Here is a 22,296-nt window from a genome sequence, read left to right as displayed (position 1 = left end):
ACCATTCTAGTCGCTTTTCGTGCCGATCAGGCCAGCGCCTGCCGCTTGCTGCGCGCGGCGGGACTGCTCTTTTCCCAGCGGAACAGCCACATGATGATCAGCTTGGTCATGGCGCTGACACTGGCCAGCAACAACAAAGGCCAACCCGTGGACAGTCCCATCACGCAGGCAAAGAAGATGGTGCTGATATCCATCGCCAGGATGAACTGGCTCATCTTCAGCGACACGGCGCCCGTCTTGCCCGAGCGGTAAATCAGGCGGATCTGATGTGCATAACCCTGCGCCAGCAAGAGGGTGACGGCGACGATCAGGCTTTGCGAGATCAGCCGTTTTTGATCGCTGAACGTCGGCCCGAACAGCAGTCCGACGATACCGGCACCCAGCAGCAGCGCACAGGCGAGCAGGGCGTAACGCGCAGTCGTGCTGCGGCGATCGCGGTAAATCTCGAACAGAATGCCCAGGGCGATCAATGATGCGAGCAGGCGCGGCCAGACGATGTAATGGTTGAATGGCGTAATCGTATAGCCATACACAAAAAATGCGTTGTAGGCGAGGAAGCTGACGGTGAACTGGTTGATCGACAGAATCTCGGTGCGCTTGCCGCTGGCGATATGCTGATCCTGCTTGCGTTGCCAGATTTTCTTCAGCTGCGACCACAAGCCATACAGGCTGATGACGATCAACAGAGAATTGAGGCTGCCGGCGAAGGCGTAGAGCGAAGTCGATTGCAAGTTGTCTCCTGATGTATTTTTATGGCGCGCCGGCTGGCCGGGGATGGATCAGGGAAGTCAAAATATGGTCGGCCCAGGCGCCATTGATGTGCAGATAAGCGCGGGCCAGGCCTTCCCGTTCGAATCCCAGTCGGCTCAGTAATTGCCCGCTGCGCTGGTTGTGCGGCTGGTAATTGGCCATGATGCGGTGCAGCCCGTGACGGTTGAAGATATCGGCAATCGCCGCTTGCAGCGCTTCCTGCATCAGTCCCTGGCCTTCGTACTCGCTGGCAAGGGAAAATCCCAGGTAGCAAGCCTGGAAGGGGCCACGCACGATATTGGTGAAGCTGCACGCGCCGATGATTTTTGACTCGCCTTGTTCTTGCCGCACATGTAGTTGCCAGTAGACTGCTGATTGATGCTCGATCTGCAGCAGCATCCCGCGTAGTTGGCTTTCCACCGCTGCCAGGGTATAAAAGGCTGCGCTGCGCGCAGGCTCCCATGCCTGCAGATGTTCGCGTGTTGCTATCCGAAAAGCCAGCAGGCTGGCCGCATCATCCATGCTGGGGCGCTTGAGTATCAGCCGTTCCGTGATAAGGAGCGCTGCTTCGGGAGGAGATTCGTGCATGTGGCAGCGTTATTTTTTTGTCGGCCAGATAAAGTTCCCCAGCGCACAAACCAGGCCGACAACGATGGCGCGTCCCCAGTCGAACTGCTGCTCGGCTCCCAGGAAGCGTGTGTACAGCAGGGTGCCGGCGGCCGTGGCCAGGCCGATCCAGATAAATTGCGGGATTTTTTTAGTCATCTGTTTTGTCACAATCAGCATATGGATAAATAAAGATGCTCTCATGAAATTAATTAGATGGCAATCTGTCTTTGCGAGCGCGTCGCCATCTCAAGAACGGGAATTCAAGAGGCGTGATCAATGCCATACAGCTCGCGGCATAACAGCACGATCTGTTCGCGCAGCCAGCGCTGTGCCGGATGCGCATCGTTGCGGCGGTGCCAGTGCAGCACGAAGGGCACGGGCGGCAGTTCGATGCCGGGCAGCGGCAGCACCGCCAGCGCACTACCCAGTCCGCTGGCCGCCACCACGCCGGCCATCATGGTGGCCAGCAAGTCGCTGCCGGCGATAATGGCTGGCGCTGCATACATATGCGGCAGCGTGATGGCGATCCGGCGCTGGCGCTGCCTTTGCGCCAGCCACACATCGACGTGGCCCACGCCATCGCCTTCCGGCGACACCAGCAAGTGCTGGTAGCTCAAAAAACGTTCCAGTGTCATGTCCTGGCTGGCCAGCGGATGGCCCTTGCGCGCCACGCAGACGAAGTGCTCCTCGAACAGCGGCATGGTGGGAATGCGTGGCGTATTGCCGCCAGGTACGCCAATTGCCGCATCGGCCTCGCCCGCGTCGAGCAGCGACAGCGCCTCTTCGCGCGCCGTGCAAGACTTGATGCGCAGCGTCATGCCGGGCGCCTGCTGCGCCAGCCGTTTCAGCAGCGCGGGCAGCAGCACGAAGGCGGGGTGGTCAGAGACGGCCAGGGTGTAGCGGATCGTCGCGCTGGCCGGGATGAAGTCTTGCGTGAAGTCCAGCGTGCGCTGGATGCTGGCCAGCGCCTCGCCCAGCGGCACGGCCAGTTCCAGCGCGCGCGGTGTGGCCTGCAAGCCGCTCGCGCTGCGCACGAACAGTTCATCTTTCAGCAGCAGGCGCAGGCGGGCCAGCGCCGCGCTCATCGCGGGCTGGGTGCGGCCGATGCGCACGCCGGCGCGCGTCACGTTGCGCTCGCAGATCAGGGCGTCGAAGGCGACGAGGAGGTTGAGGTCGATTCCATGTAAATCCATGCCATGGATAATACCGCATATCAATTATCGATTGGACTTGCGTTGTGGTGGCTTGCTACAGTGACCGTGTCATTCACTGAGACAGAAAGCCCATCATGAGCATGCAGCAAAACGGCCTGACACAGGCCCAGCAACTCGCCATCGAAACCCTGTACCGCGCCTTCAACGAGCGCAATCCCGACCTGCTGGAGCAGGCGCTGGTGCCAGCATGGCAAGACACGCCGCTCGGCCCCGGCCAGCAGCCTGGCCTGGCCGGCATGAAGCCTGTGGTTGAAATGTTTGGCGCCGCCTTCCCGGATGTGCGCATCACGATTCTCGATATGTTCGGCCGTGACGGCCGCGCCGCCGTGCGGGCGCAGATCACGGGCACTCATCGCGGCGAGTTTTTTGGCATTCCCGCAACTAACAAACCTATTGCCATTGCGATCCACGAGTTTCATTATCTGGATGCGGACCGCATTACGCATACCTGGCACCTGGAAGACTGGTTTGGCATGCTGAACCAGATCGGCGCGTGGCCACCTGTTCCACCCATCACTTTTTAAGGAAAAAACCATGACCAGCATTGCAATCGTGTATTTCAGCGGCTACGGCCACACCGTCAAACAGGCCGAGGCCGTGCAGGCCGGCGCCGCCAGCGTGGCCGGCGCCCAGGTGCATCTGTACCGGATCGACCAGAACGGCGACTTGCCCGAGGAAGCCCTGGCCGTGATCGGCAAGGCCGACGCCGTCATCTATGGCAGTCCGACTTATATGGGCGGCCCCGCATGGCAGTTCAAGAAATTCGCCGACAAGTCGTCCAGCGCCTGGTTCGGCCAGGACTGGAAAAACAAGGTTGCCGCCGGCTTTACGAATTCGGCCTCGCTCAATGGCGATAAATTCTCGACCATCCAGTATTTCTGGACCCTGGCGATGCAGCACAGCCAGATATGGGTGGGCACGGGCATCTTGCCATCGAACAAGAAAGAGCATGGCCCGGCCGACGTCAACTGGAGCGCCGGCTTTGGCGGCGCGCTGGCGATTTCGCCATCGGATGCATCGCCGGACGAAGCGCCACGCAGCGGCGACCTGGAAACGGCCCGCCTGCTGGGCAAGCGGGTGGCGGAACTGGCGGCCAAATTGAAGTAAGCTGAAGTAAGTGGATGCGGGGCACCGGGTCATGCCGTGCCCTGGTCGCCCGGATCTTCTGGCACACCATTAAAACTTGCTTTTCTGAACTTCGTCTTATAATCGCGGCATGACTTTCTTATCAGACCGTGCAAGCGCCGTGCTGCGCACCATCGGCAAGGCTGCCGCTTCTTTTATTATTCTGTTGAGCGCGCTGTGGGGCGCGCTGGCGCTGTGGTACCACCTCGGCGGCGGCGCGGCCGCGCAAACCATCGGCGCGCTGCTGTGGGCCGGGCTGGGTGTGGCCAGCGTCGCGCTGTGGTGGCGGCATCGCGGCGCCTCCGTGCTGCTGCCGTATGCGGGCGGTTTCGTGCTGATGCTGCTGTGGTGGAGCTTGATCGGACCCAGGCAGGAACGTACCTGGGCCGATGACGTGGCGCACAATGTGACGGGCACGCTCCGGGGCAATATCGTCACCCTGGACAATGTGCGCAATTTCGACTGGCGCAGCGATGACGACTACACGGTCAAGTGGGAGCAGCGCAGCTACAACCTCGACGAGCTGCGCACGGTCGATACGGCGCTGTCGTACTGGACCGGGCCATTCATCGCGCATACGCTGGTGTCGTTCGGTTTTGCCGATGGCCGCTTCCTGACGTTTTCGATTGAAATCCGCAAGGAAAAGGGCGAGAGTTTTTCCGCCATCGGCGGCTTTTTCAAGCATTTTGAAATGAGCCTGATCGCCGCCGACGAGCGCGACATCCTGCGCGTGCGCACCAATGCGCGTGGCGAAGACATGCATCTGTACCGCGTGATGATGCCGCGCGCCGCCATGCGTTCGCTGTTCCTGGCCTACCTGGACGAAGCGCAATCGCTGAAAAACCAGCCGCAGTTCTACAATACCCTGACGGCCAATTGCACCACCATCGTGTTCGAGATGGTGCGCCGCATCGTGCCTGGCCTGCCCGTCGATTACCGCTTGCTGGCCTCCGGTTACCTGGACCGCTACCTGTTCGACGTGCGGGGACTGGTGCCGGGCTGGACCTTCCAGCAATTGCGCGATGGCGGCCATATCACGGCACGGGCGCGGGCGGCCAATGACGAGCGCGATTTTTCGCATGCGATCCGGCGCGGCATGCCCGGCTACGATGAAGATGGTTACCCGAGCCTGCAAATGCCCAAGCAGGTGCAGGGACGCAAACGGCCATAGCCGGTGTTGGAGCGGGCGCCTGGTTGGGCCTGGACTGGCATTGCTTTATACTGGCGCCTTTCCAAGAATACACGAAGGCCCGCTATGCCATTTTCCTCACTGGGTCTGATTCCCGCCCTGGTCCGCGCTGTCGAGAAAGCCGGCTATGCCGCGCCGACGGCCATCCAGGCCGCCGCCATTCCCGCCATCCTGCGCGGCAGCGATGTGCTGGGCGCCGCGCAGACGGGTTCCGGCAAGACGGCCGCCTATGCGTTGCCGCTGCTGCAAGCCCTGATGGCGCCCGCTGCCGGCCCGCGCCAGGTGCGCGCGCTGATCCTGGTGCCCACCCGCGAACTGGCGGCGCAGGTGGGGCAGACCGTGCATGCGCTGGCCAAGCCGCTGCCCGTCAAGCTGAAAATTTCCGTGCTGTTCGGCGGCGTCTCGATCAATCCGCAAATGATGGACTTGCGCGGCGGCGCCGATATCGTGGTCGCCACGCCGGGCCGCCTGCTGGACCTGGTCAAGCATAATGCCGTGAAACTGGGCGGCGTGTCGCTGTTCGCGCTCGATGAAGCGGACCGCCTGCTCGACATGGGCTTTACGGAAGAAATCAATGCCGTGCTGGCGCTGCTGCCGCCGAAACGGCAAAACCTGTTTTTCTCGGCCACTTTCCCCGACAGCGTGCAGGCGCTGGCCGACAGTTTGCTGGCCAACCCGGCCCGCATCGAGGTGGCCTCCGAGCCGCAGGACAAGCCCGATATCGTGCAGCGCGCCATCACGGTCGACCTGCCGCGCCGCACGCAGCTGCTGCGCTACCTGATCCTGCAGCAGCAATGGGAGCGGGTGCTGGTCTTCGTTGCCACCAAGTACGCGGCCGAACACGTGGCGAACAAGCTGCAGCGCGCCGGCCTGCATGTGGGCGCCTTCCACGGCGAATTCAGCCAGGGTACGCGCAGCCAGTTGCTGGCCGACTTCAAGGCAGGCCGCTTGCAGGTGCTGGTCGCCACCGACGTGGCGGCGCGCGGCATCGATATCGCTGGTTTACCGGCCGTCGTCAACTACGACTTGCCCCGCTCGGCCGTCGACTACACGCACCGCATCGGCCGCACCGGCCGCGCAGGCGAGAGCGGCACGGCCGTCAGTTTCATCACGGCCGATACGGAAGCGCATTTCCGCCTGATCGAAAACCGCAACGACCTGCGCATCGTGCGCGAAGTGGTGGCCGGCTTCGAGCCGACGGAATTGCCTATGCCCGTCAGCGCCGTGACCGATACGGTGAATGGCGGTGTGAAAGGCGTCCGCAAGAGCAAAAAGGATAAATTGCGCGAAGCGGCGGCCAAGCTGGAGCAAGTTGGTAATAAATAAGGCTCTGTCCTCGTTAAATAGGGGAACCTGCCTGCAAAGCTGAGGTCTGACTGATCAGACCAGCTAAACAGGGAGGCCATCATGCTGCAAACACAGTGGCAGGCATTCATAGCGCAGTTCGCCATGCTGTCCCGGCGCCAACGCCTCGACAGCGTAGTAATGTTGAGCGGTACGCCGCCCGAGCAAGCGGCTGTCGCGCTGATCGAACGCACGGCTCAGGCGCGGCTATGTTGCCCGGCTTGCCACGCACGGCATGTGCACCGGCATGGCCGCGCCAACGATCTGCAGCGTTATCGCTGCGTGCCTTGCGGCAAAACATTCAATGCGCTGACGGGCACGCCCTTGGCCCATCTGCGTCACAAAGCCTTGTGGCTGGACTACGCGAATTGCCTGTTGAACTCGGATTCCGTACGCAAGGCGGCGCAGCAGTTGGACATCCACCGCAATACCAGCTTTCGCTGGCGCCACCGTTTTTTATCGCTGGCAAAAACCGACCGCCCGCGCTGCCTGCATGGCATCACCGAGGCCGATGAAATGTATCTGCTGGAATCAGAAAAAGGGGCGCGGCATTTGCAGCGTCCTGCACGCCGGCGTGGTGGTCACGCCCGCCAACGCGGCATTTCCAGCGAACATGTTTGCATCCTGGTGGCGCGCGACCGCACCGGGCAAACCATCGATTTCGTCACCGGCAAGGGCCAACTGACGAAGAAGCAACTTTTGACTTGCTTGCCGCCCGTGATCGACCGCGACATCCTGCTAGTGACGGATAGCCATGCGGCGTATGCCGCCTTTGCCAGGGAAACGGGCATCAGCCATCAAGCCGTCAACTTGCGTGCCGGCATCCGCGTGCGCGGCGCAGTCCACGTGCAGAACGTGAACGCGTATCACAGTCGCTTGCGCGGATGGTTGTCCATTTTTCATGGCGTGGCGACACGGTATTTAGCCAACTACCTGGGCTGGCGCTGGATACTCGATGCCAGGCGCATCCTGTCTGCTGAAACATTATTGAAGGCAAGCTTGGGAGAGTTCCCATATCTGACGGTGACATAGCCATAAATAAAGGTGCTTATGTGCGCCAGCCCCTTGAGCGGCTGGCTTTCCCGTTTTAAGATGGCCGTTCTTGAGAGCAACTAAATGGAGCGGGCATGCAGATGAAAACAATCAGGCTGGCGGGGTTCCTTGCGTGCGCGGCCTTGCTGGTCGCCTGCGCCGGCATACAGGGCGGGGCGAAACCCGTGTCGGCCATGCCTGGCCCGGCGTCCGCATCGCCGCCCGGCTTGAATAACGACGTCGCCGCCACCTGGTATAACCCGCCCGGCGAATTCGATGGCATCTGCCTCACCCAGTTCAAGGATGGCCGTTTGCGTTTCGATGGCGGCTTTACCTTTTTTAATCCCGGCAGCTGGACTTACGATGCAGCTTCGTCGGAATTGCGTCTGACCCTGCACCCGACCACCATCCTGGCGCAAGGCCATGGCGATGTGTCGCTGCACCAGAATCTGCTGCGCCTGGACGCTGCCAGGAATATGCTGGTGTACCGCGTCAAGGCAGACACCAAGTCCATCGGCCTCGGTGGATTCATCTTTTATCGCGATTTGCCTTGCCCGGCCGGTCAATCATCCAGTTAGCGGCTTGCCGCTTTTTTCCACGATATCCATGCGGCGGCGGATACGTTCGGCTTCCTGCGCATCGCCAGCCTGTTCCGCGCGCAATCGCTGCACGCCCAGCCAGGCCAGCAGCGGGCGGCGCCAGCCCTGGTCGGAGGCCGTGGCCACGGCCGTGTCCAGCAAGGCGGGCGTGGCGCGCTTGGAGCGCAGCAGCACGCCGGCCGCCACCAGTTGCGACAGCGGGTCCTTGATCGCGGCCACGGCACTGGCCGCCGCCGTGTCGCTGCTGGCGCCGGCTGCGGCACGCTGCGCTTCTGGCAGCAGCGTGAGATCGATACCGGCTTTGCCCGCAAGGTAGTCGGCGTAGGCGCGGTCGGCTGGCGAGGCGTCATTGCGCAGCGCTTCGAATCCCGTGCATTCTTCGAAGACCAGGCTGGCCACGCGCGTGGCGCAGCGCAGCAGTTCGATGCGGGCGATCAGATCGATCTTGCCGGTTGATCCTACCTGGTCGCGGGCGCGGCCAAATTCCGTCTGTTCGATCAGCGCATTGCCATTCAGATAGGCTGCCTGGAAGCGCTCGACCGAGCTTTGCGCATTCATTTTCCAGTCGGGCACGGGCGGGCCGCTGGAGCAGGCGGCCAGTGTTGCCGAGGCGGCCACGGCCAGGGCGCACAGGGTGGTGTTGACAATTCTCATGGCAGGGTGATCTCCGGATTGCGCTTGAACGGCCATTTGCGGTTGATTTCATTGACCAGTTGTTCGACCTTGCGCAGATTGCTTTCCACGTCGGCGCGCAGCGGACCCAGGTCGGCCGTGGCGGCCTTGGCGTTGGCGCCCACGGCTTGCGCCTCGACCAGCACGGCGTCGACTTTTTTCAGGCTGTTGCGGGTATCGGCCAGCAGCGCGTTCAGTTGCACGATGGTGGCCTGTGCATCCGTCATGACGCCCTTGTCGCCGAACACGCGCGTGTCGGCGTTGGCGACCAGGCCGTCGGTGCGGCGGGCCAGCTGGTCGGCCGTGAGCAGCAGCGCGTTGGCGCGGTCGATCAGCAATTGCGACTGCTTGTCGTTGCCCGTAATCAGGCCCATCGCGCCTGCCGGGCCGCTCAGCTTACCCGTCACTGCCTGCACGTTGCGCAAGGTGGAGTCGAGCGGGGAATCGGCGCCCGTCAGGGTGCCCAGGTTGTTCAGCAAATCCTTGGCGGCAGCCAGCAGGCGCGGGATTTCCGCCGCCATGTCGCCCACCAGCAGATCGCGGGTGGCGTTGTCGGGCAGCGGCGGGTCGGTCAGGATGCCGCTGTAGGCGCGCAGCTTGGCGCCGCCCACGATGCCGCGTTCCAGGGTAAAGATGCTGCTGGTGCGCAGCCAGTGCGCATCGGTTTTGGGCACGTCGATGATGACGCGCGCCTTGCCGTCCGGCGACAGCTCGATGCGCTGCACGCGGCCGATGGGAAAGCCGGAAAAAGTCAGGTCGGCGCCTACCACCACGCCGTCGGAATCGTCGGTGGTCAGCACCAGCACCTGGGTCGCCTCGAAGGCGCCGCGCGCATACATCAGGTACAGCACGGAGCCGACGATCAGCACGAACATCGAGACGAGCAAAATGGCGGCCTTCAGTTCGGCATGGCGCACGGGCGGCGGCGCGGGCAGGGCGGAATCGGGCGCCGTGATGTCGGCCTGGTCGGGTATGGGTGTCTGGCTCATGGCTTCAGGCTCTGTGTTGGACGGTGGGCGGGCATCATCGTTCGTCATTTAATAGTAGTTTCCCATCAGCGAAGCGACTTCGATCAGCAGGATGACGGTAAACAGGCGCAGCATTTCCGACAGGCCGTGCGCGGCCCACAGGCGGCTGCGGCGGCTTTGCGCGTCTTCCTGGTAGTACGACGAGGCGAGCGGGATCAGCGCCACGGCAAAGCTGAAGAAGATCACTTTCAGCATCAGGATCAGGGCCACGGCGGGGTTGAAGATCTGGCCCACCACGCGCGTGTAGCCTTGCAGCGCCCATGGCGTAAAGCCGTAGATGGTCAGATAGGCGAGGATCAGCGAAGTGACGCAGCTGACGATGGCCAGCATCCACACGGCGAAGATGCCGGACATCACGCGCGGAAAATATTCGCCGCGCAGCAGATCCTTGCCCTGGCGCTGCATGGTGTCGAGCACGCCGGAGGCGCGCATTTGCGCAAACGCAATGCCGTCGGGCAGGGTGATGCGCAAGGCCACGAACAGGGCGGCTGTCAGGGGGATCAATTCCAGCACCAGCACGCGCACCACCATTTCCAGCGCATAGCGCGACAGGCCATAACTTTGCGCGCTGACCACCACGATGCGTATCAGCACCAGGCTGACCAGTGCGCAGGCGACGCTGAACCAGACCAGGTTGGGGGCCGTATTGGTGACCAGCCGGTACGCCAGCACGGGGCGGTGCTTGCGGTTATAGCTCGATGGCGACAGGCCCAGCGAAAAGATCAGGATGGAGAAATGCGCCAGGCGCCACCAGCTGGCCAGCCACGCGATGGTGGTCCGGTTCAGGCGGCGCAGGCTGATGATGATGGAGGCGGAGCGGCTCATCATGGCATCTTAGCATCAGACGGGGACGGCACGCGATACAGCCGGTATGGTGCGGCAGGCGTCAGCGCACGGTGTCGATAATCGCGTCGGCCACCGCCCGCACCCGCGCCGAGCGCGACAGGTCGTTGTGCATCACCAGCCACACGTCGTACGGTTCGGCCACCTCGGGCCAGATGCGCTGCAACAGTGGGTCGCCGTCGCCCAGGTGGGTCGCCAGTTCGGCCACGCCCAGGCCAGCCCGCGTGGCTTCCTGCAGCATCATGCCGGTATTGACTTCCATCGCCACCCGGGCGTTGGTGACCGGCTCGCCAGCGATTTTTTCCGCATGGCGCGGCGTCACCGACTCGTGGTAAATCACGATGTCGTGGCCGGCCAGGCCGGTGCCGCGCACGGGTTCGCCACGCACGGCCAGGTAACTCTTGGCGGCATACAGGCCCAGGCTGCGCTTGATCAGGTGGCGCGACACCAGGTCGGGGTCCAGCGGGCGGGCGGCGCGCACGGCCAGGTCGGCTTCGCGCCGCGTCAGGCTGGCCATCTGCGGCGCCACGTTGAGCACCACGCGGATATCGGGATGGATCGCGTGCAGGTTCTGGATGGCCCTGATGATGAAATGGCACGCCATGGTGTCGGTGGTGGCCAGGCGCACCAGGCCGGACAGGCGGTTGTCGACGCCCTGCATGTCGCGCTGCAGCTTGTCGGCCGCCTTTTCCATGGCTTCGGCCGCCTTCAGGGCCAGTTCGCCAGCGGGCGTGGGCAGGTAGCCGGACGGCGTGCGCAGGAACAAGCGCGCACCCAGCGACGTTTCCAGCGCGGCCAGGCGGCGTCCGCAGGTGGCCTGGTCGATGTGCAGCAAGGCCGCCGCGCCGCGCAGGGTGCCGGCGCGGCCGATGGCCAGAAAGATGCGGGCGTTATCCCAATCCATATAGCAATTTTTCAAGTGATGCATTTTTGCATCGGAGTGCCGAGTTTATGCGTATTTACTGCATCACGCAACACTCCTACAATGACCGGTCCGCCTGCTCTCAAGGAAAGACCGTGTCTGCTGCTGCTTCTGTTGTACCCCGTTCCAGTAACTTCCTCGTCCTGGCGACCCTGGCCTTCGGCTTCGTGATGGCCATGATCGATGTCACCGCCGTCAATGTGGCGTTGTCCGATATCTCGCGCGACCTGCATATCCCGCTCACCGGCCTGGTGTGGGTGGTCGATGGCTATACCCTGACGTTTGCCGCGCTGCTGCTGGCCGGCGGCGCGCTGGCCGACCGTTTTGGCCCGAAAACCATTTACCAGACGGGCCTGGGCATCTTCCTGCTGGGTTCCATCCTGTGCGGCGCTGCGCCCAATGGCCATTTCCTGACGGCCGCGCGCCTGCTGCAAGGCGCCGGCGCGGCCCTGTTCATGCCCAGTTCCCTGAGCTTGCTGACGCACAGTTTCGAGGATGAAAAAGTGCGCACGCGCATGCTGGGCGCCTGGTCGGCGCTGGTCGGCGTGGCCGGCGCTTCGGGACCGCTGATCGGCGGCATCCTGGTGCACCAGTTTGGCTGGCGCAGCGTGTTCTGGGTGAATATTCCGATCGGCCTGCTGGCCATCGTGATGGCGCAAGTACTGCTGGCGGCGCCCGCAAGGCAGCCGCGCGATTTGTCGCTGCTCAGTCATGGGCTGGGCGTGCTGGCGCTGGCAGGCCTGAGCTTCGTGCTGATCGAAGGCCCGGCCCTGGGCTGGCTGTCGCCGGCCGTGTTGACGGCCCTGGCCCTGACCGTGGTCGCTGCTGGCGCGCTGCTGGCGCGTGAACGCAGCGGCAGCCATCCGGTGCTGCCGCGTGCCTTGTTCCAGAACAGCAGTTTTGGCGCCGCCAACGGCGTGGGCTTCCTGATCAATTTCAGCGTGTTTGGCCAGTTGTTCCTGCTCAGTTTATATCTGCAGCAAGTGCGCGGCGCCGATGCCTTGCAGTCGGGCTTGCACTTGTTGCCGTTGATGGCGGCCTATACGGTGGGCAATTTCTCGGCCGGCGCGATCTCGGCCCGCTATGGCACGCGTCCGCCCATGCTGTATGGCTTGCTGGTGGCGGCCGTGATGGCGCTGGTGCTGATGGGCTTGAAGCCCGATACGCCGTATGTCTTGCTGGCGCTGGGCACGGCCGTGATGAACGTGGCGATCGGCATTGCGATTCCCGCCATGACGGCCACCGTGATGCGCGTGGCTGGCAAGCAATATGCGAATAGCGCGGCGGCCGCCTTGAACGCCAACCGCCAGATCGGCGCGCTGGTGGGGGTGGCCTTGATCGGCACCATCCTGCACATGTTGCCGGACTGGTCGCTGCGCTTGCCGCTGGCCTACGCCATCATGGCCGCCGGCTATGCGCTGGCGGCCAGCCTGGTGTACCGCCATGTGCATTTGCCCAAGGCGGTCACTGCCTGAAGATAGTTTAAACGTTATGTTTCTTGCGCCATGCCACCATCTCTTCGATGGTGAGGATGGGCATGCCGTGCAGTTCGGCGAAACGTTCGATATCGTCGCCGCGCATCATGGTGCCGTCCGGATTCATCAGTTCGCACAGCACGGCGGCCGGGCTCAGGCCTGCCAGACGCGACAGGTCGACCGAGCCTTCCGTGTGGCCACGACGTTCGAGTACGCCGCCCGGTGCGGCGCGCAGCGGGAAGACGTGGCCAGGACGGACCAGGTCGGACGGCTTGGCATCCTGGGCGATGGCGGCGCGGATGGTGGTGACCCGGTCGGCAGCCGATACGCCCGTGGTGACGCCCTCGCGCGCTTCGATCGATACGGTGAACGGCGTGCCGTAGCGGCTGCCGTTGTCGGCCGACATCGGTGGCAATTCCAGCGCGCTGACGGTCTCGGTGGGCAGGCACAGGCAGACGATGCCGCTGCATTCGCGGATCAGGAGGGCCATGGTTTCATTCGTCAATTTCTCGGCCGAAATAATCAGGTCGGCTTCGTTTTCACGGTCGAAATCGTCGAGCAGGATGACGGGGATGCCGGCGCGCATGGCGGCCAGGGCAGACTGGATGCGACCTTCAAGGTCATCGGAAACAACGGTGTAGCTGTTGACTAACATGGTAAAACGCTCCTCGCATGGGCGAAAAACGCTACAGGGCAAGCGAATAGACGCAACTGGCCGCATCGGCGTGGCGATGGGACATCACACTACTGCACATCTTCTTTCATCCGGACTATACCGTCGGCTCTGGAGTCACACCAGATCTGCTGACCCTGCCAAACGAAGTCTGACAAGCGCTCGCGGGCTTGGCCGTTGCCGGTCTCTACCGCCGGTGGGGAATCGCACCCCGCCCCGAAGACGTATTGTTATGCCGGTCCACATGACCGACGGCAATACTTTAGCACAGATGAAAAAAGCCGGCAGGCGAGGGCGCCGTTTCCAAATTGTTTTCAAATCATTTCTAAATGGTAATACTCTCTAAGCTGTTTTTAATGGCGGGTGGGGCAATTCGGTGTAAGGTACGCTTACCGAATCTTACCTATGAGAATAAATGAAGCTGAGTAAATTACGCCTGATCTCGGGCGCTGTCCTGTTGGCCTGCGCTTGCATGGCCCAAGCTGAAATCCGCCTGAGCGATCCCTTGCCGCTGGCGCCTGAAGTTACCGTAGGAAAACTGCCAAATGGCCTGACGTATTACATCAAGAAAAATGACCGGCCGGCGCAGAAAGTGGAATTGCGGCTGGTGGTCAAGGCCGGCTCCATCCTGGAAGATGAAGACCAGCAAGGCCTGGCCCATTTCACCGAACACATGGCCTTCAATGGTTCGACGCACTTCAAGCGCAATGAACTCATTTCATATCTGCAATCGATCGGCGTCAAGTTCGGCGCCGACCTGAACGCCTACACGAGTTTCGATGAAACCGTCTACGTGTTGCCGATTCCCACCACGAAGAAGGAAAACCTGGAAAAGGGTTTCCTGGTGCTGGAAGACTGGGCGCATGGCTTGAAATTCAATCCGGCCGACATCAACAGCGAGCGCGGCATCATCCTGGAAGAGGCGCGCCTGGGCAAGGGCGCCAACGACCGCATGAACAAGCTGCTGTACCCAAAACTGCTGAACGGGTCGCGTTATGCGGAGCGTATGCCGATCGGCAAGGAATCCATCCTGAAGACCTTCAAGCCGGCCACCATCAAGCGTTTCTACAATGACTGGTACCGTCCGGACCTGATGGCCGTGATGGTGGTGGGCGATGTCGATCCAAAACAGGCTGAAGCGATGATACGCGCGCACTTCGGCAAGCTGAAGAACCCGGCCAAGCCGCGTCCGCGCCTGTATGCGGAAGTGCCGCAGCGCTCGCAGACGGAAGCGCTGGTCATTACCGACAAGGAAGCGCCGGACGACACGGTCTTCATCCGCTACCCGATCCGTCCCGCGCCCGAAGCGGTGACGATCGCCGACTACCGCCGCCAGATGATCGAAAACCTGTATGGCCAGATGCTCAGCGCGCGCATGCAGGAATTGACGCAGCAAGCCAATCCGCCGTTTATCCAGGGTGGCAGCAGCATGGGCAAGCTGGTGCGCGGCTATGAATCGTTCAGCGCCTATGCCTTGCTGGGCAAGGGCGGCGTGCAGCCGGCCATCGATGCGCTGGTGCAAGAAGACGAGCGGGCGCGCCGCTTCGGTTTTACGCAGGATGAGCTGGACCGTGCGCGCAAGAACATGCTGCGCAATTACGAGCGCGCATACAGCGAGCGCGACAAGTCCGATTCGGCCGGTTTCGTGGCCGAGTATTCGCGCAACTTCCTGGAGCAGGAAGCCATCCCCGGCATCGCCAACGAGTTGATGTATGCACAGGAACTGTTGCCGCAAGTAACCTTGCAGGAAATCAATGAGACGGTTGCCAAGGTGATCCCTGACCAGCAAAAGAAACTGGTGGTCTTCATGGGTGCCACGCCGAAGCCCGGCGACAAGGCCGCGAGCGTGCCGACCCAGCAGCAATTGCTGGACGCGGTGGCGCAAGCGGAACAGAAAACGGTCGAGCCGCGCACGGAGAAAGCGTTTGCAAGCAAGCTGATGGATGCTCCGCCGGCCGGCGGCAGCATCGCCAGCGAAACGCTCAACAGCGCGATTGGCGTGACGGAATTGACATTGGGCAATGGTGTGCGCGTGCTGCTCAAGCCCACGGATTTCAAGAATGACCAGGTGCTGATGGGTTCGACGCGTTTCGGCGGGCAGTCGTTGTTTGGCGACGCCGATATCTACAATGCCCGCTATGCCAGCGCCGTGATCGGCAGCATGGGCTTGAAAGACCTGGCGCCGCTGGACTTGCAAAAGGTCCTGGCTGGCAAGACGGTCAATGTGGGCGCCTCGCTGGGCGAGCTGAGCGAAGGCTTGGGCGGCTCGTCGAGCAGTGCCGACGTGGAATCGATGCTGCAAATGGTGCATCTGTACTTTACCCATCTGCGCAAGGATGCGGGCCTGTACCAGTCGTTTATCGGCAAGCAGCAAGACCTGGCCAAAAACGTGCTGCTGCAGCCGGAAGCCGTGTTTTACGATGCCATCCAGCACGCCACGTTTGGCGACGGCCCGCGCGTGGAAGGCGTGCCGCGCGCGTCGGACTTCGACAAGGTCAGCCTGGACCGCGCCTTCGATGTGTTCCAGCAGCGTTTTTCGAGTGCGCGCGGCATGACCTTTGTCTTCACGGGCAGCTTTGACGTCGACAGGATCAAGCCGCTGATCGCCAGCTACCTGGGCACCTTGCCGGTGGCGGACCTGCCGCACGCCTACCGCGACGTGGGCCTGCGCCCGGTGGCCGGGGTGGTGAAAAAGGAAGTGCGGGTGGGCAGCGAACCGAAGAGTACGATTTCGATTACCTTCAATGGCGACGTGGCCTATACGGACGAGCAAAAGCTGACCTTGCAGGCTTTGGGGGAAGTGCTCAACCTGAAAGTGATCGAAGTGCTGCGCGAAAAGATGAGCATGATCTACGGCGGTGGTTTTGAAACCTCCATGGGCCAGCATCCCTACGGCCATTATGCGGTGGCGCTGACCTTGCCGACGGCGCCGGAAAACGTGGATAAGGTGATCGCGGCGGCGTTTGCTGAAATCAACAAGATCAAGACGGATGGCCCGACGGCGGCCGACCTGGAGAAGGTCAAGCTGAACTGGATCACGCGTCATCAAAAATCCATGCAGGAAAACAATTACTGGATGAACCAGCTGGTTGCTTCCGTGACCCAGGGCCGCGACCCGGCGCAAATCCTGCAATTTGACCAGCGCGTCAACGCCATCACGCCGCAAGCGGTGAAACTGGCGGCCCAGCGCTATCTGGACATGAATAATTATGTGCAGGTGGTGCTGTATCCGGAAGCGAAGAAATTGTCTGGTAGCAAGGTCTCGCCGGTCAAGGTGCGTTGATTGCAGGCAAGCACGGGCGGCAGAGCTGTTAAACTGTCGCCTGTCCAAGCAATACCGCAACTAACTAGGAACTGAAGATGGCTAAGAAAGAAGAACTCGATCCGGAAACCCTGGAACTGATTAACTGGTGCATCGAAGTCGAGGGCTTCCTGGTGGCCGGCGGCGCCACGGTGGCGCAGGCGCAAGAACATATCGAAGAGCAGGTCGAGTGGTTTACCGACCAGTTCTATGACGGCTTGACCCCGGAAGAAGCAGCCAAGGAAGCCCTCGCCTGATTTTTGCTCAGGCGCTGTGGCGTTCGTAGGTGGCTGATAAATATTTTTACGGGCGGTGCTACCAGGTGGCGCCGCCCGTTTGTTTTTTTCTTTGGAACTTTTTAAAACACTGGCTGTCTGATCATTTCTGGTCCCATCGGGACAATCAACAGGGGTGAGCATGACGGATGGTTTTTCTTATCACGCGGCGTTTGCCCGCAACCTGGGCTGGGTGACGCGGGCAGAGCAAGACAGTTTGCGCGGCAAGCGGGTCGCCATTGCCGGCGTGGGCGGCGTGGGCGGCGTACATTTGCTGACCCTGGCGCGGCTGGGCATAGGCGCATTTCATATCGCTGACTTCGACACCTTCGATATCGCCAATTTCAACCGCCAGGCGGGCGCCATGATGTCCACCCTGGGCCAGCCCAAGGTGGAGGTGATGGCGCGCATGGCGCTCGATATCAATCCCGAACTGCAGATCAAGCAATATCCGAACGGCGTGCATGCAAGCAACCTGGCCGATTTTTTCGACCGGGTTGATTTATATGTGGATGGCCTCGATTTCTTTGCCTTTCCCGCGCGCCAGGCCACGTTTGCCATGTGCGCCCAGCTGGGCATTCCGGCCATCACGGCCGCGCCGCTGGGCATGGGCACGGCGGTCCTGAATTTCCTGCCGGGCCAGATGACGTTCGAGCAATATTTCGGCTGGGGCGATTTGCCGGAAGAAGAAAAGGCCCTGCGTTTCCTGGTCGGGCTGGCCCCGGCAGGCTTGCACGGTCCCTATCTGGTCGATCCCACGGCCATCAATCTGCAGGAGCGGCGCGGACCATCGACCAGCATGGGCTGCCAATTGTGCGCGGGCGCGGCGGCCACGGAGGCGCTGAAAATCCTGTTGAAGCGCGGCAAGGTGATGGCCGCGCCGCGCGGCATGCATTTCGACGCCTACCGCAACAAGCTGGTGCATACCTGGCGGCCCGGCGGCAACCGCCATCCGCTGCAAAGGCTGGCCATGGCCATCATCCGCCGGCGCCGCGCCGCCAGGGGGGCGTGATGGCAGCTTTTGTTCCGATGGATAGCGTGCTGGAAGACATCCTCGACCAGGCCCGCTGGGCGCCCAGCGGCGATAACACCCAGCCGTGGCGTTTCGAGGTGCGCGGCCCGCGCCAGGTGGTCGTGCATGGCCACGATACGCGCACGCACTGCGTCTACGACCTCGATGGCCACCCCAGCCAGCTGTCGCTGGGCGCCTTGCTGGAAAGCATGGCACTGGTGGCCAGCAGCCATGGCTTGCGCATGCAGGCGCGGCGGCGCGGCGGCATGCCCGATACCTTGCCGACCTTCGACGTGCGTTTTATGGACGAAGCAGGCCTGGCTGCCGACCCGCTGACGGCGTTCCTGCGCCAGCGCAGCGTGCAGCGCCGGCGCCTGAGCACGCGCCGCTTGCGGGCCAGCGAGAAGGCGGCGCTGGCGGCCAGCTTGCCGGCCGGTTACAGCGTACTGTGGTTCGAAGGCTGGCAGGCCAGATGGGCGTGTGCACGGCTGATGTTCGACAATGCCCGCTTGCGCCTGACCATGCCCGAGGCGCACAAGGTGCACCGCGACGTGATCGAGTGGGGCGCGCGCTTCAGCGTCGACCGCATCCCCGACCAGGCGCTGGGCGTGGACCCGCTGACGGCCAGGCTGATGCGCTGGATCATGCAAAGCTGGCGCCGCGTGGACTTTTTCAATACCTGGTTGGGCGGCACCCTGGCGCCGCGGCTGCAGATGGACTTGCTACCCGGCATGTATTGTGCGGCGCATTTTGCCTTGCTGGCCGATGCGCCGCCGCGCCAGGTCGACGATTACGTGGCGGCCGGCCGCGCCATGCAGCGCTTCTGGCTGACGGCCACGCAGCTGGGCCTGCAATTGCAGCCCGAACTGACACCGCTGATCTTTGCCCGCTATGTGCGCGAACGGCGGGCTTTTTCGCGTACCGATGGCATGCTCGAGATGGCGCAGGAACTGGCGGCCCAAACCCAGGCATTGCTGGGCGGCGAGGCCAGCGAACGGGCCGTCTTCCTTGGGCGCATCGGCGCTGGCACGCCGGCCCTCGCGCGCTCCTTGCGCCGGCCCTTGAAGGACTTGCTGCTGCCTGCCACGGAGGGACAGGCCCATGCGTGAGATCGGCGCCAGGGAAATCGTGTTTTTCCTGTGCCTGTTGGCGCTGATCCTGCTGCTGGGCATAGGCAGTGCGGTCTGGCTGATCGCGCTGCTGCCCCGTTACTATCTGAGCGATTTGCGGGGCGTGGCGCTGGTGGCCGCTGCCGTTGTGCTCGGCTACGTGTATGCGTTTGCCGTCTACCGGCTCTTCCTGCGCCTGTTGCCGTTGCATCAAGGCGCGGCCGCACCGGGTTCGCGCGCGGAATTTGCCGCCAACGTCAATATCCTGTTTTACCTGCTGCTGTTCAATTCCCTGATCCGCACGCATTTCCTGCCGCTGCCGCTGTTGCGACTGGTGTATCTGGCGCTGGGCGCCCGGCTGGGCCATAACACCTACAGCGCAGGCGCCTTGCTCGATCCGCCCCTGACCCGCATCGGCCGCAATAGCATCGTCGGCCATGACGCGGTAGTGTTTGCGCATGTGATCGAGGGCGACAGGCTGGAATTGAAGCCGGTGGTGATCGGTGACGGCGTGACCATCGGCGCGCATGCCGTGATCATGGCCGGTGCCCGTATCGGCGATGGCGCCATCATTTCCGTGGGCGCCGTGCTGACCAAGGATAGCGTGGTGGGGGCGGGCGAAATCTGGGGCGGCATGCCGGCGCGCCTGCTGAAAAAAACGGCCGCCGCAAGCGATGCGGCGGCTTCCTGACGCCTCAGCGCATGGTTCAGCTTTTGCGGCGGTTCAGGCATAAGCCCATCAATCCCAGGCCCAGCAAGGCCAGCGTGCCCGGTTCGGCCACCTGCACGGCGCGGGGAAAGATGGTGAGGTCCACGCTGTTGACCGTATTCAAGGTCAAGGTGTAGTTGCCGGCCACCAGGTTGTTGGTGAGGGCCGTGTACGTCCCGCCGCAAGCGGTGCCGATGCCGGTGCCCGTTGGCGCGCCGCAGGCGAGCGGATCATAGGTCAGCAGATTGCCGCTGGTGAGGGTATTGGCGGAAAAATTCATGTTCAGGTCGGCTGCATCGGCCAGTTCCGTGCCGCCCGTAATGCCGGAACCGGCGACGCCGTCCGGTGACCAGTTGAAGACGGTTTGGCCCAGCGCATTGGTAATCGTAAAGCTGACCGACATATTGGCGGTCGAAGACGATCCCGGGCCGGCCAGCGCATCGAGATAGACCTGCATGAAGGGCGCCGCCTGGAAATTGAACAGGATCGTGGCGCCGGGCGCGCCCACCACGAAATTGACGGACAGGCCCGTGTTCGAGCCATTGCGCCCGGACGCGTCGGCGCTGCCCGTATCGAATAAAAAGGCTTCGGCGACGTTGACCGTGTGGGTACTTGTCGCTCCCGGTGGAAATGGTGGAATTTGCGAGCTGACAATCTGTGCATCGCCGCGCGAATAGGCGGCGTTGCCCTGGCCTTGTTGCGTGAAATTGTTTTGTCCCTTGGTGACGGCGCCCAGCGCGGATTGCGGCGCATCGACAAAGCCATTGCCGCCCCGGATCACGCTGCTGCCATTGAGCGTGGCCGTCGAGCGTGAAATGTCGGTGTTGCCCGCGACGGAGATGACGCCGGTGGGATTGGTGATGGTGAGGCCAAAAATATTATTGTAGGAATAGCCGTAGGCGGAGGCTTGCGCGCCGCCGCTGGCGCTGGCCATGATGAGGCCACTGAGGGCGATGGGAAGCAGGGCGCGGGAAAGATAGCTCATGTGAAATCCTCGTCGAGTAAGTTGCTCAGGTGGCTGTTGCCGCCGTGGTGGGGGGGCTACCATGCTGAATGAGCAATTTTCTTGCCAGAAGATATTTGTTCTTTTAAATCAATGATTTACAAAATGCAAGGCTCCATTTCCCGGGTGCCCGGGCGTGCACATGTAAAGAATGCCGACAAGCCCCTGTTGATACGGAGCGTAGGCGAGGCGTGGTGCGTGCCCCGTCCCTGTTCCCTGGTGTTTTTCAAACGGTGATCTTGCGGCGGCGGGCATAGCACAGGCCCGCCAGGCCCAGGCCCAGCAAGGCGAGGGTGCCCGGTTCCGGCACGGCCAGCACCTTGACCAGGTCGACGCTTTCCACGGCATTCAGGGTCAGGGTATAGCTGCCGGCGAGCAGCGGATTGGTCAGTGCCGCATAAAAGCTGCCGCACGCCGTGCCCACGCCGGTGCCTGTGGGCGTGCCGCAGCCCATGGGATCATAGGTGGCCAAGTTGCCACGCGTCAGGAAATTGGTCGATAAATTGGTATTCAGGTCGGCGCCATCGGCCGTTTCCGTGCCCCCCATGATGCCGGAGCCGACCACGCCATCGGGCGCCCAGTTGAACATGGTGTTGCCGGCTGCATCGGTAATGGTGAAGGAAAACACCAGGTTGGCGGTGGAGGAAGAGCCTATGCCGATATCGCTGTTCAGGAAGACCTGCATGAACGGATGGGCCTGGAAATTGAAAGACAAGGTAGCGCTGGGTGAACCGACCACGAAGTTGACGGAGAATCCCGTATTCGAGCCGTTGCGGCCCGATGCGTCAGCCGAACCGGCGCTATCGAGGTGGGCTTCAGCCACGTTGACGGCTTGCGTACTGGCCGCGCCCGGAGGGAAGGAGGGAAACTGGGTGCTGACGATTTGCGAATCGCCGCGCGAATACGTGCCGCTCGCTCCCTGCTGCGTAAAATCGTTTTCTCCCTTGGTGACGGCACCCAGGGCTGCTTGTGGCGTATCGACGATGCCGGAACCGCCCTGGATGACGCTCGCGCCGTTCAAGGTGGCCGTGCCGCGCGAGATATTGCTGCTGCTGGCGACCGTGATGGAACCGGTGGGATTGGTGATGACCAGCCCAAAGATATTGTCGTAGGAATAGCCGTAGGCGCCTGCCTGGGCGTTGCCGGCGGCGCACAGCATGGCCAGCGCAGCTGCCGCCGGGAGAAGTTTGAGTTGAGCCAGTTTCATTTGGAATACCTCGTGGTGTTTGCTTGCCGTTTAAAAGAGTCTGAGCCCTGTCCTTGGGTGGGACAGCTGTCCATGCAGTCGCTAAAGCGGCTTTCATGCCAGTACTGCCAGTGCCTTGTAAATCAGGCACTTGGGTCGGTTTTATTGATTTTCAGCAGGTATGAAGCGCATGCCTGTAAAGAAAGCCGACGCGCATAAAAAAGGC

Annotated in this window: 23 protein-coding genes and 1 riboswitch; of the genes, 12 read left to right on the top strand and 11 right to left on the bottom strand. The window is 62.3% G+C overall.

Translation table 11 applies throughout. The features are described from left to right. Window positions 1-26: 26 nt before the first annotated feature. The 4 genes from ACL9RI_RS08785 to ACL9RI_RS08770 all read right to left on the bottom strand — a co-directional run bounded on the left by ACL9RI_RS08785 (window position 27) and on the right by ACL9RI_RS08770 (window position 2,552). On the bottom strand, window positions 27-731 hold the full coding sequence (locus tag ACL9RI_RS08785; protein WP_422726202.1) for a hypothetical protein: 705 nt from the start codon (window positions 729-731) through the stop codon (window positions 27-29). 19 nt (window positions 732-750) lie between these two features. Then, a complete protein-coding gene (locus ACL9RI_RS08780; protein ID WP_422726201.1) occupies window positions 751-1,338 on the bottom strand; it encodes a GNAT family N-acetyltransferase in 588 nt (195 codons plus the stop codon). A gap of 9 nt (window positions 1,339-1,347) precedes the next feature. After that, window positions 1,348-1,515: a hypothetical protein gene (locus ACL9RI_RS08775; RefSeq protein WP_422726200.1), complete on the bottom strand. Its 168-nt coding sequence runs from the start codon at window positions 1,513-1,515 to the stop codon at window positions 1,348-1,350. Window positions 1,516-1,619: 104 nt separating this feature from the next. After that, entirely contained in the window at window positions 1,620-2,552 is a 933-nt protein-coding gene (locus ACL9RI_RS08770; protein ID WP_422726199.1) for a LysR family transcriptional regulator, read from the bottom strand. A 95-nt stretch (window positions 2,553-2,647) separates the two neighbouring features. Between ACL9RI_RS08770 and ACL9RI_RS08765 the strand changes: the two genes are divergently transcribed. The 6 genes from ACL9RI_RS08765 (at window position 2,648) to ACL9RI_RS08740 (ending at window position 7,841) form a co-directional block, all read left to right on the top strand. Beyond that, the gene (locus tag ACL9RI_RS08765; RefSeq protein WP_422726198.1) at window positions 2,648-3,097 is read left to right on the top strand and encodes an ester cyclase; all 450 of its coding nucleotides are present in this window, start codon (window positions 2,648-2,650) and stop codon (window positions 3,095-3,097) included. Window positions 3,098-3,107: 10 nt separating this feature from the next. Further along, window positions 3,108-3,680, top strand: a complete 573-nt coding sequence (locus ACL9RI_RS08760; RefSeq protein ID WP_422726197.1) for a flavodoxin family protein — start codon at window positions 3,108-3,110, stop codon at window positions 3,678-3,680. Between the two features lie 109 nt (window positions 3,681-3,789). Beyond that, window positions 3,790-4,869, top strand: coding sequence for a DUF4105 domain-containing protein (locus ACL9RI_RS08755; RefSeq protein ID WP_422726196.1), 1,080 nt, complete (start codon window positions 3,790-3,792; stop codon window positions 4,867-4,869). Between the two features lie 84 nt (window positions 4,870-4,953). Next, a complete protein-coding gene (locus ACL9RI_RS08750) occupies window positions 4,954-6,213 on the top strand; it encodes a DEAD/DEAH box helicase (RefSeq protein ID WP_422726195.1) in 1,260 nt (419 codons plus the stop codon). An 81-nt stretch (window positions 6,214-6,294) separates the two neighbouring features. After that, a complete protein-coding gene (locus tag ACL9RI_RS08745; protein ID WP_422726194.1) occupies window positions 6,295-7,263 on the top strand; it encodes an IS1595 family transposase in 969 nt (322 codons plus the stop codon). A 95-nt stretch (window positions 7,264-7,358) separates the two neighbouring features. Beyond that, window positions 7,359-7,841, top strand: coding sequence for a hypothetical protein (locus ACL9RI_RS08740; RefSeq protein ID WP_422726193.1), 483 nt, complete (start codon window positions 7,359-7,361; stop codon window positions 7,839-7,841). Here ACL9RI_RS08740 and ACL9RI_RS08735 read toward each other — a convergent pair. From ACL9RI_RS08735 to ACL9RI_RS08720, 4 genes are all read right to left on the bottom strand, one after another. After that, window positions 7,830-8,516: a hypothetical protein gene (locus tag ACL9RI_RS08735; RefSeq protein WP_422726192.1), complete on the bottom strand. Its 687-nt coding sequence runs from the start codon at window positions 8,514-8,516 to the stop codon at window positions 7,830-7,832. The two genes, ACL9RI_RS08740 and ACL9RI_RS08735, sit on opposite strands and share 12 nt — an antisense overlap. Further along, the gene (locus ACL9RI_RS08730; RefSeq protein ID WP_422726191.1) at window positions 8,513-9,523 is read right to left on the bottom strand and encodes an MlaD family protein; all 1,011 of its coding nucleotides are present in this window, start codon (window positions 9,521-9,523) and stop codon (window positions 8,513-8,515) included. Before ACL9RI_RS08730 ends, ACL9RI_RS08735 begins: the two co-directional genes overlap by 4 nt. Before the next feature lie 48 nt (window positions 9,524-9,571). Further along, window positions 9,572-10,387, bottom strand: a complete 816-nt coding sequence (locus tag ACL9RI_RS08725) for an MlaE family ABC transporter permease (RefSeq protein WP_183739233.1) — start codon at window positions 10,385-10,387, stop codon at window positions 9,572-9,574. 61 nt (window positions 10,388-10,448) lie between these two features. Then, window positions 10,449-11,309 carry a LysR family transcriptional regulator gene (locus tag ACL9RI_RS08720; RefSeq protein ID WP_422726190.1) on the bottom strand — a complete coding sequence of 287 codons (861 nt, stop codon included), beginning with the start codon at window positions 11,307-11,309 and terminating at the stop codon, window positions 10,449-10,451. Between the two features lie 113 nt (window positions 11,310-11,422). On the opposite strand from ACL9RI_RS08720, the gene ACL9RI_RS08715 reads away from it, so the two are divergent. Further along, window positions 11,423-12,802: an MFS transporter gene (locus ACL9RI_RS08715; protein WP_422726189.1), complete on the top strand. Its 1,380-nt coding sequence runs from the start codon at window positions 11,423-11,425 to the stop codon at window positions 12,800-12,802. Window positions 12,803-12,809: 7 nt separating this feature from the next. On the opposite strand, the gene ribB is transcribed toward ACL9RI_RS08715, so the two are convergent. After that, on the bottom strand, window positions 12,810-13,457 hold the full coding sequence (gene ribB / locus ACL9RI_RS08710) for a 3,4-dihydroxy-2-butanone-4-phosphate synthase (RefSeq protein WP_422726188.1): 648 nt from the start codon (window positions 13,455-13,457) through the stop codon (window positions 12,810-12,812). Between the two features lie 94 nt (window positions 13,458-13,551). Then, a riboswitch (FMN riboswitch) is annotated at window positions 13,552-13,703 on the bottom strand. Window positions 13,704-13,890: 187 nt separating this feature from the next. On the opposite strand from ribB, the gene ACL9RI_RS08705 reads away from it, so the two are divergent. The 5 genes from ACL9RI_RS08705 to ACL9RI_RS08685 all read left to right on the top strand — a co-directional run bounded on the left by ACL9RI_RS08705 (window position 13,891) and on the right by ACL9RI_RS08685 (window position 19,863). Further along, window positions 13,891-16,758 carry a M16 family metallopeptidase gene (locus ACL9RI_RS08705; protein WP_422726187.1) on the top strand — a complete coding sequence of 956 codons (2,868 nt, stop codon included), beginning with the start codon at window positions 13,891-13,893 and terminating at the stop codon, window positions 16,756-16,758. A gap of 77 nt (window positions 16,759-16,835) precedes the next feature. Next, window positions 16,836-17,033, top strand: a complete 198-nt coding sequence (locus ACL9RI_RS08700; RefSeq protein WP_152259580.1) for a hypothetical protein — start codon at window positions 16,836-16,838, stop codon at window positions 17,031-17,033. A gap of 160 nt (window positions 17,034-17,193) precedes the next feature. Then, complete coding sequence (locus ACL9RI_RS08695) at window positions 17,194-18,063, top strand: ThiF family adenylyltransferase (RefSeq protein ID WP_422726186.1); 870 nt, start codon at window positions 17,194-17,196, stop codon at window positions 18,061-18,063. Continuing rightward, on the top strand, window positions 18,063-19,172 hold the full coding sequence (locus ACL9RI_RS08690; RefSeq protein WP_422726185.1) for a molybdopterin biosynthesis protein MoeY: 1,110 nt from the start codon (window positions 18,063-18,065) through the stop codon (window positions 19,170-19,172). Before ACL9RI_RS08695 ends, ACL9RI_RS08690 begins: the two co-directional genes overlap by 1 nt. Next, the gene (locus ACL9RI_RS08685) at window positions 19,165-19,863 is read left to right on the top strand and encodes an acyltransferase (RefSeq protein ID WP_422726184.1); all 699 of its coding nucleotides are present in this window, start codon (window positions 19,165-19,167) and stop codon (window positions 19,861-19,863) included. Before ACL9RI_RS08690 ends, ACL9RI_RS08685 begins: the two co-directional genes overlap by 8 nt. A gap of 16 nt (window positions 19,864-19,879) precedes the next feature. Here the strand turns inward: ACL9RI_RS08685 and ACL9RI_RS08680 are convergent, their stop codons facing one another. Together ACL9RI_RS08680 and ACL9RI_RS08675 are read right to left on the bottom strand one after the other, a co-directional pair. Further along, complete coding sequence (locus ACL9RI_RS08680; protein ID WP_422726183.1) at window positions 19,880-20,866, bottom strand: EDSAP-1 family PEP-CTERM protein; 987 nt, start codon at window positions 20,864-20,866, stop codon at window positions 19,880-19,882. Between the two features lie 244 nt (window positions 20,867-21,110). Next, the gene (locus ACL9RI_RS08675) at window positions 21,111-22,091 is read right to left on the bottom strand and encodes an EDSAP-1 family PEP-CTERM protein (protein ID WP_422726182.1); all 981 of its coding nucleotides are present in this window, start codon (window positions 22,089-22,091) and stop codon (window positions 21,111-21,113) included. Window positions 22,092-22,296: the final 205 nt, after the last annotated feature.

It is taken from the genome of Janthinobacterium sp. Mn2066 (genome assembly GCF_049319705.1).
Lineage (GTDB): Bacteria > Pseudomonadota > Gammaproteobacteria > Burkholderiales > Burkholderiaceae_D > Janthinobacterium.
This window is presented reverse-complemented; position numbering and strand designations above follow the sequence as displayed.

What these genes read in the sequence shown, in the direction of transcription:
- ACL9RI_RS08690 (WP_422726185.1), top strand. Translation starts at nt 18,063, where the DNA reads ATGGCAGCTTTTGTTCCGATGGATAGCGTGCTGGAAGACATCCTCGAC.
- ACL9RI_RS08770 (WP_422726199.1), bottom strand. Translation starts at nt 2,552, where the DNA reads ATGGATTTACATGGAATCGACCTCAACCTCCTCGTCGCCTTCGACGCC.
- ACL9RI_RS08695 (WP_422726186.1), top strand. Translation starts at nt 17,194, where the DNA reads ATGACGGATGGTTTTTCTTATCACGCGGCGTTTGCCCGCAACCTGGGC.
- ACL9RI_RS08760 (WP_422726197.1), top strand. Translation starts at nt 3,108, where the DNA reads ATGACCAGCATTGCAATCGTGTATTTCAGCGGCTACGGCCACACCGTC.
- ACL9RI_RS08685 (WP_422726184.1), top strand. Translation starts at nt 19,165, where the DNA reads ATGCGTGAGATCGGCGCCAGGGAAATCGTGTTTTTCCTGTGCCTGTTG.
- ACL9RI_RS08700 (WP_152259580.1), top strand. Translation starts at nt 16,836, where the DNA reads ATGGCTAAGAAAGAAGAACTCGATCCGGAAACCCTGGAACTGATTAAC.
- ACL9RI_RS08675 (WP_422726182.1), bottom strand. Translation starts at nt 22,091, where the DNA reads ATGAAACTGGCTCAACTCAAACTTCTCCCGGCGGCAGCTGCGCTGGCC.
- ACL9RI_RS08755 (WP_422726196.1), top strand. Translation starts at nt 3,790, where the DNA reads ATGACTTTCTTATCAGACCGTGCAAGCGCCGTGCTGCGCACCATCGGC.
- ACL9RI_RS08680 (WP_422726183.1), bottom strand. Translation starts at nt 20,866, where the DNA reads ATGAGCTATCTTTCCCGCGCCCTGCTTCCCATCGCCCTCAGTGGCCTC.
- ribB (WP_422726188.1), bottom strand. Translation starts at nt 13,457, where the DNA reads ATGTTAGTCAACAGCTACACCGTTGTTTCCGATGACCTTGAAGGTCGC.
- ACL9RI_RS08725 (WP_183739233.1), bottom strand. Translation starts at nt 10,387, where the DNA reads ATGAGCCGCTCCGCCTCCATCATCATCAGCCTGCGCCGCCTGAACCGG.
- ACL9RI_RS08740 (WP_422726193.1), top strand. Translation starts at nt 7,359, where the DNA reads ATGCAGATGAAAACAATCAGGCTGGCGGGGTTCCTTGCGTGCGCGGCC.
- ACL9RI_RS08730 (WP_422726191.1), bottom strand. Translation starts at nt 9,523, where the DNA reads ATGAGCCAGACACCCATACCCGACCAGGCCGACATCACGGCGCCCGAT.
- ACL9RI_RS08705 (WP_422726187.1), top strand. Translation starts at nt 13,891, where the DNA reads ATGAAGCTGAGTAAATTACGCCTGATCTCGGGCGCTGTCCTGTTGGCC.
- ACL9RI_RS08775 (WP_422726200.1), bottom strand. Translation starts at nt 1,515, where the DNA reads ATGACTAAAAAAATCCCGCAATTTATCTGGATCGGCCTGGCCACGGCC.
- ACL9RI_RS08720 (WP_422726190.1), bottom strand. Translation starts at nt 11,309, where the DNA reads ATGGATTGGGATAACGCCCGCATCTTTCTGGCCATCGGCCGCGCCGGC.
- ACL9RI_RS08750 (WP_422726195.1), top strand. Translation starts at nt 4,954, where the DNA reads ATGCCATTTTCCTCACTGGGTCTGATTCCCGCCCTGGTCCGCGCTGTC.
- ACL9RI_RS08735 (WP_422726192.1), bottom strand. Translation starts at nt 8,516, where the DNA reads ATGAGAATTGTCAACACCACCCTGTGCGCCCTGGCCGTGGCCGCCTCG.
- ACL9RI_RS08780 (WP_422726201.1), bottom strand. Translation starts at nt 1,338, where the DNA reads ATGCACGAATCTCCTCCCGAAGCAGCGCTCCTTATCACGGAACGGCTG.
- ACL9RI_RS08745 (WP_422726194.1), top strand. Translation starts at nt 6,295, where the DNA reads ATGCTGCAAACACAGTGGCAGGCATTCATAGCGCAGTTCGCCATGCTG.
- ACL9RI_RS08765 (WP_422726198.1), top strand. Translation starts at nt 2,648, where the DNA reads ATGAGCATGCAGCAAAACGGCCTGACACAGGCCCAGCAACTCGCCATC.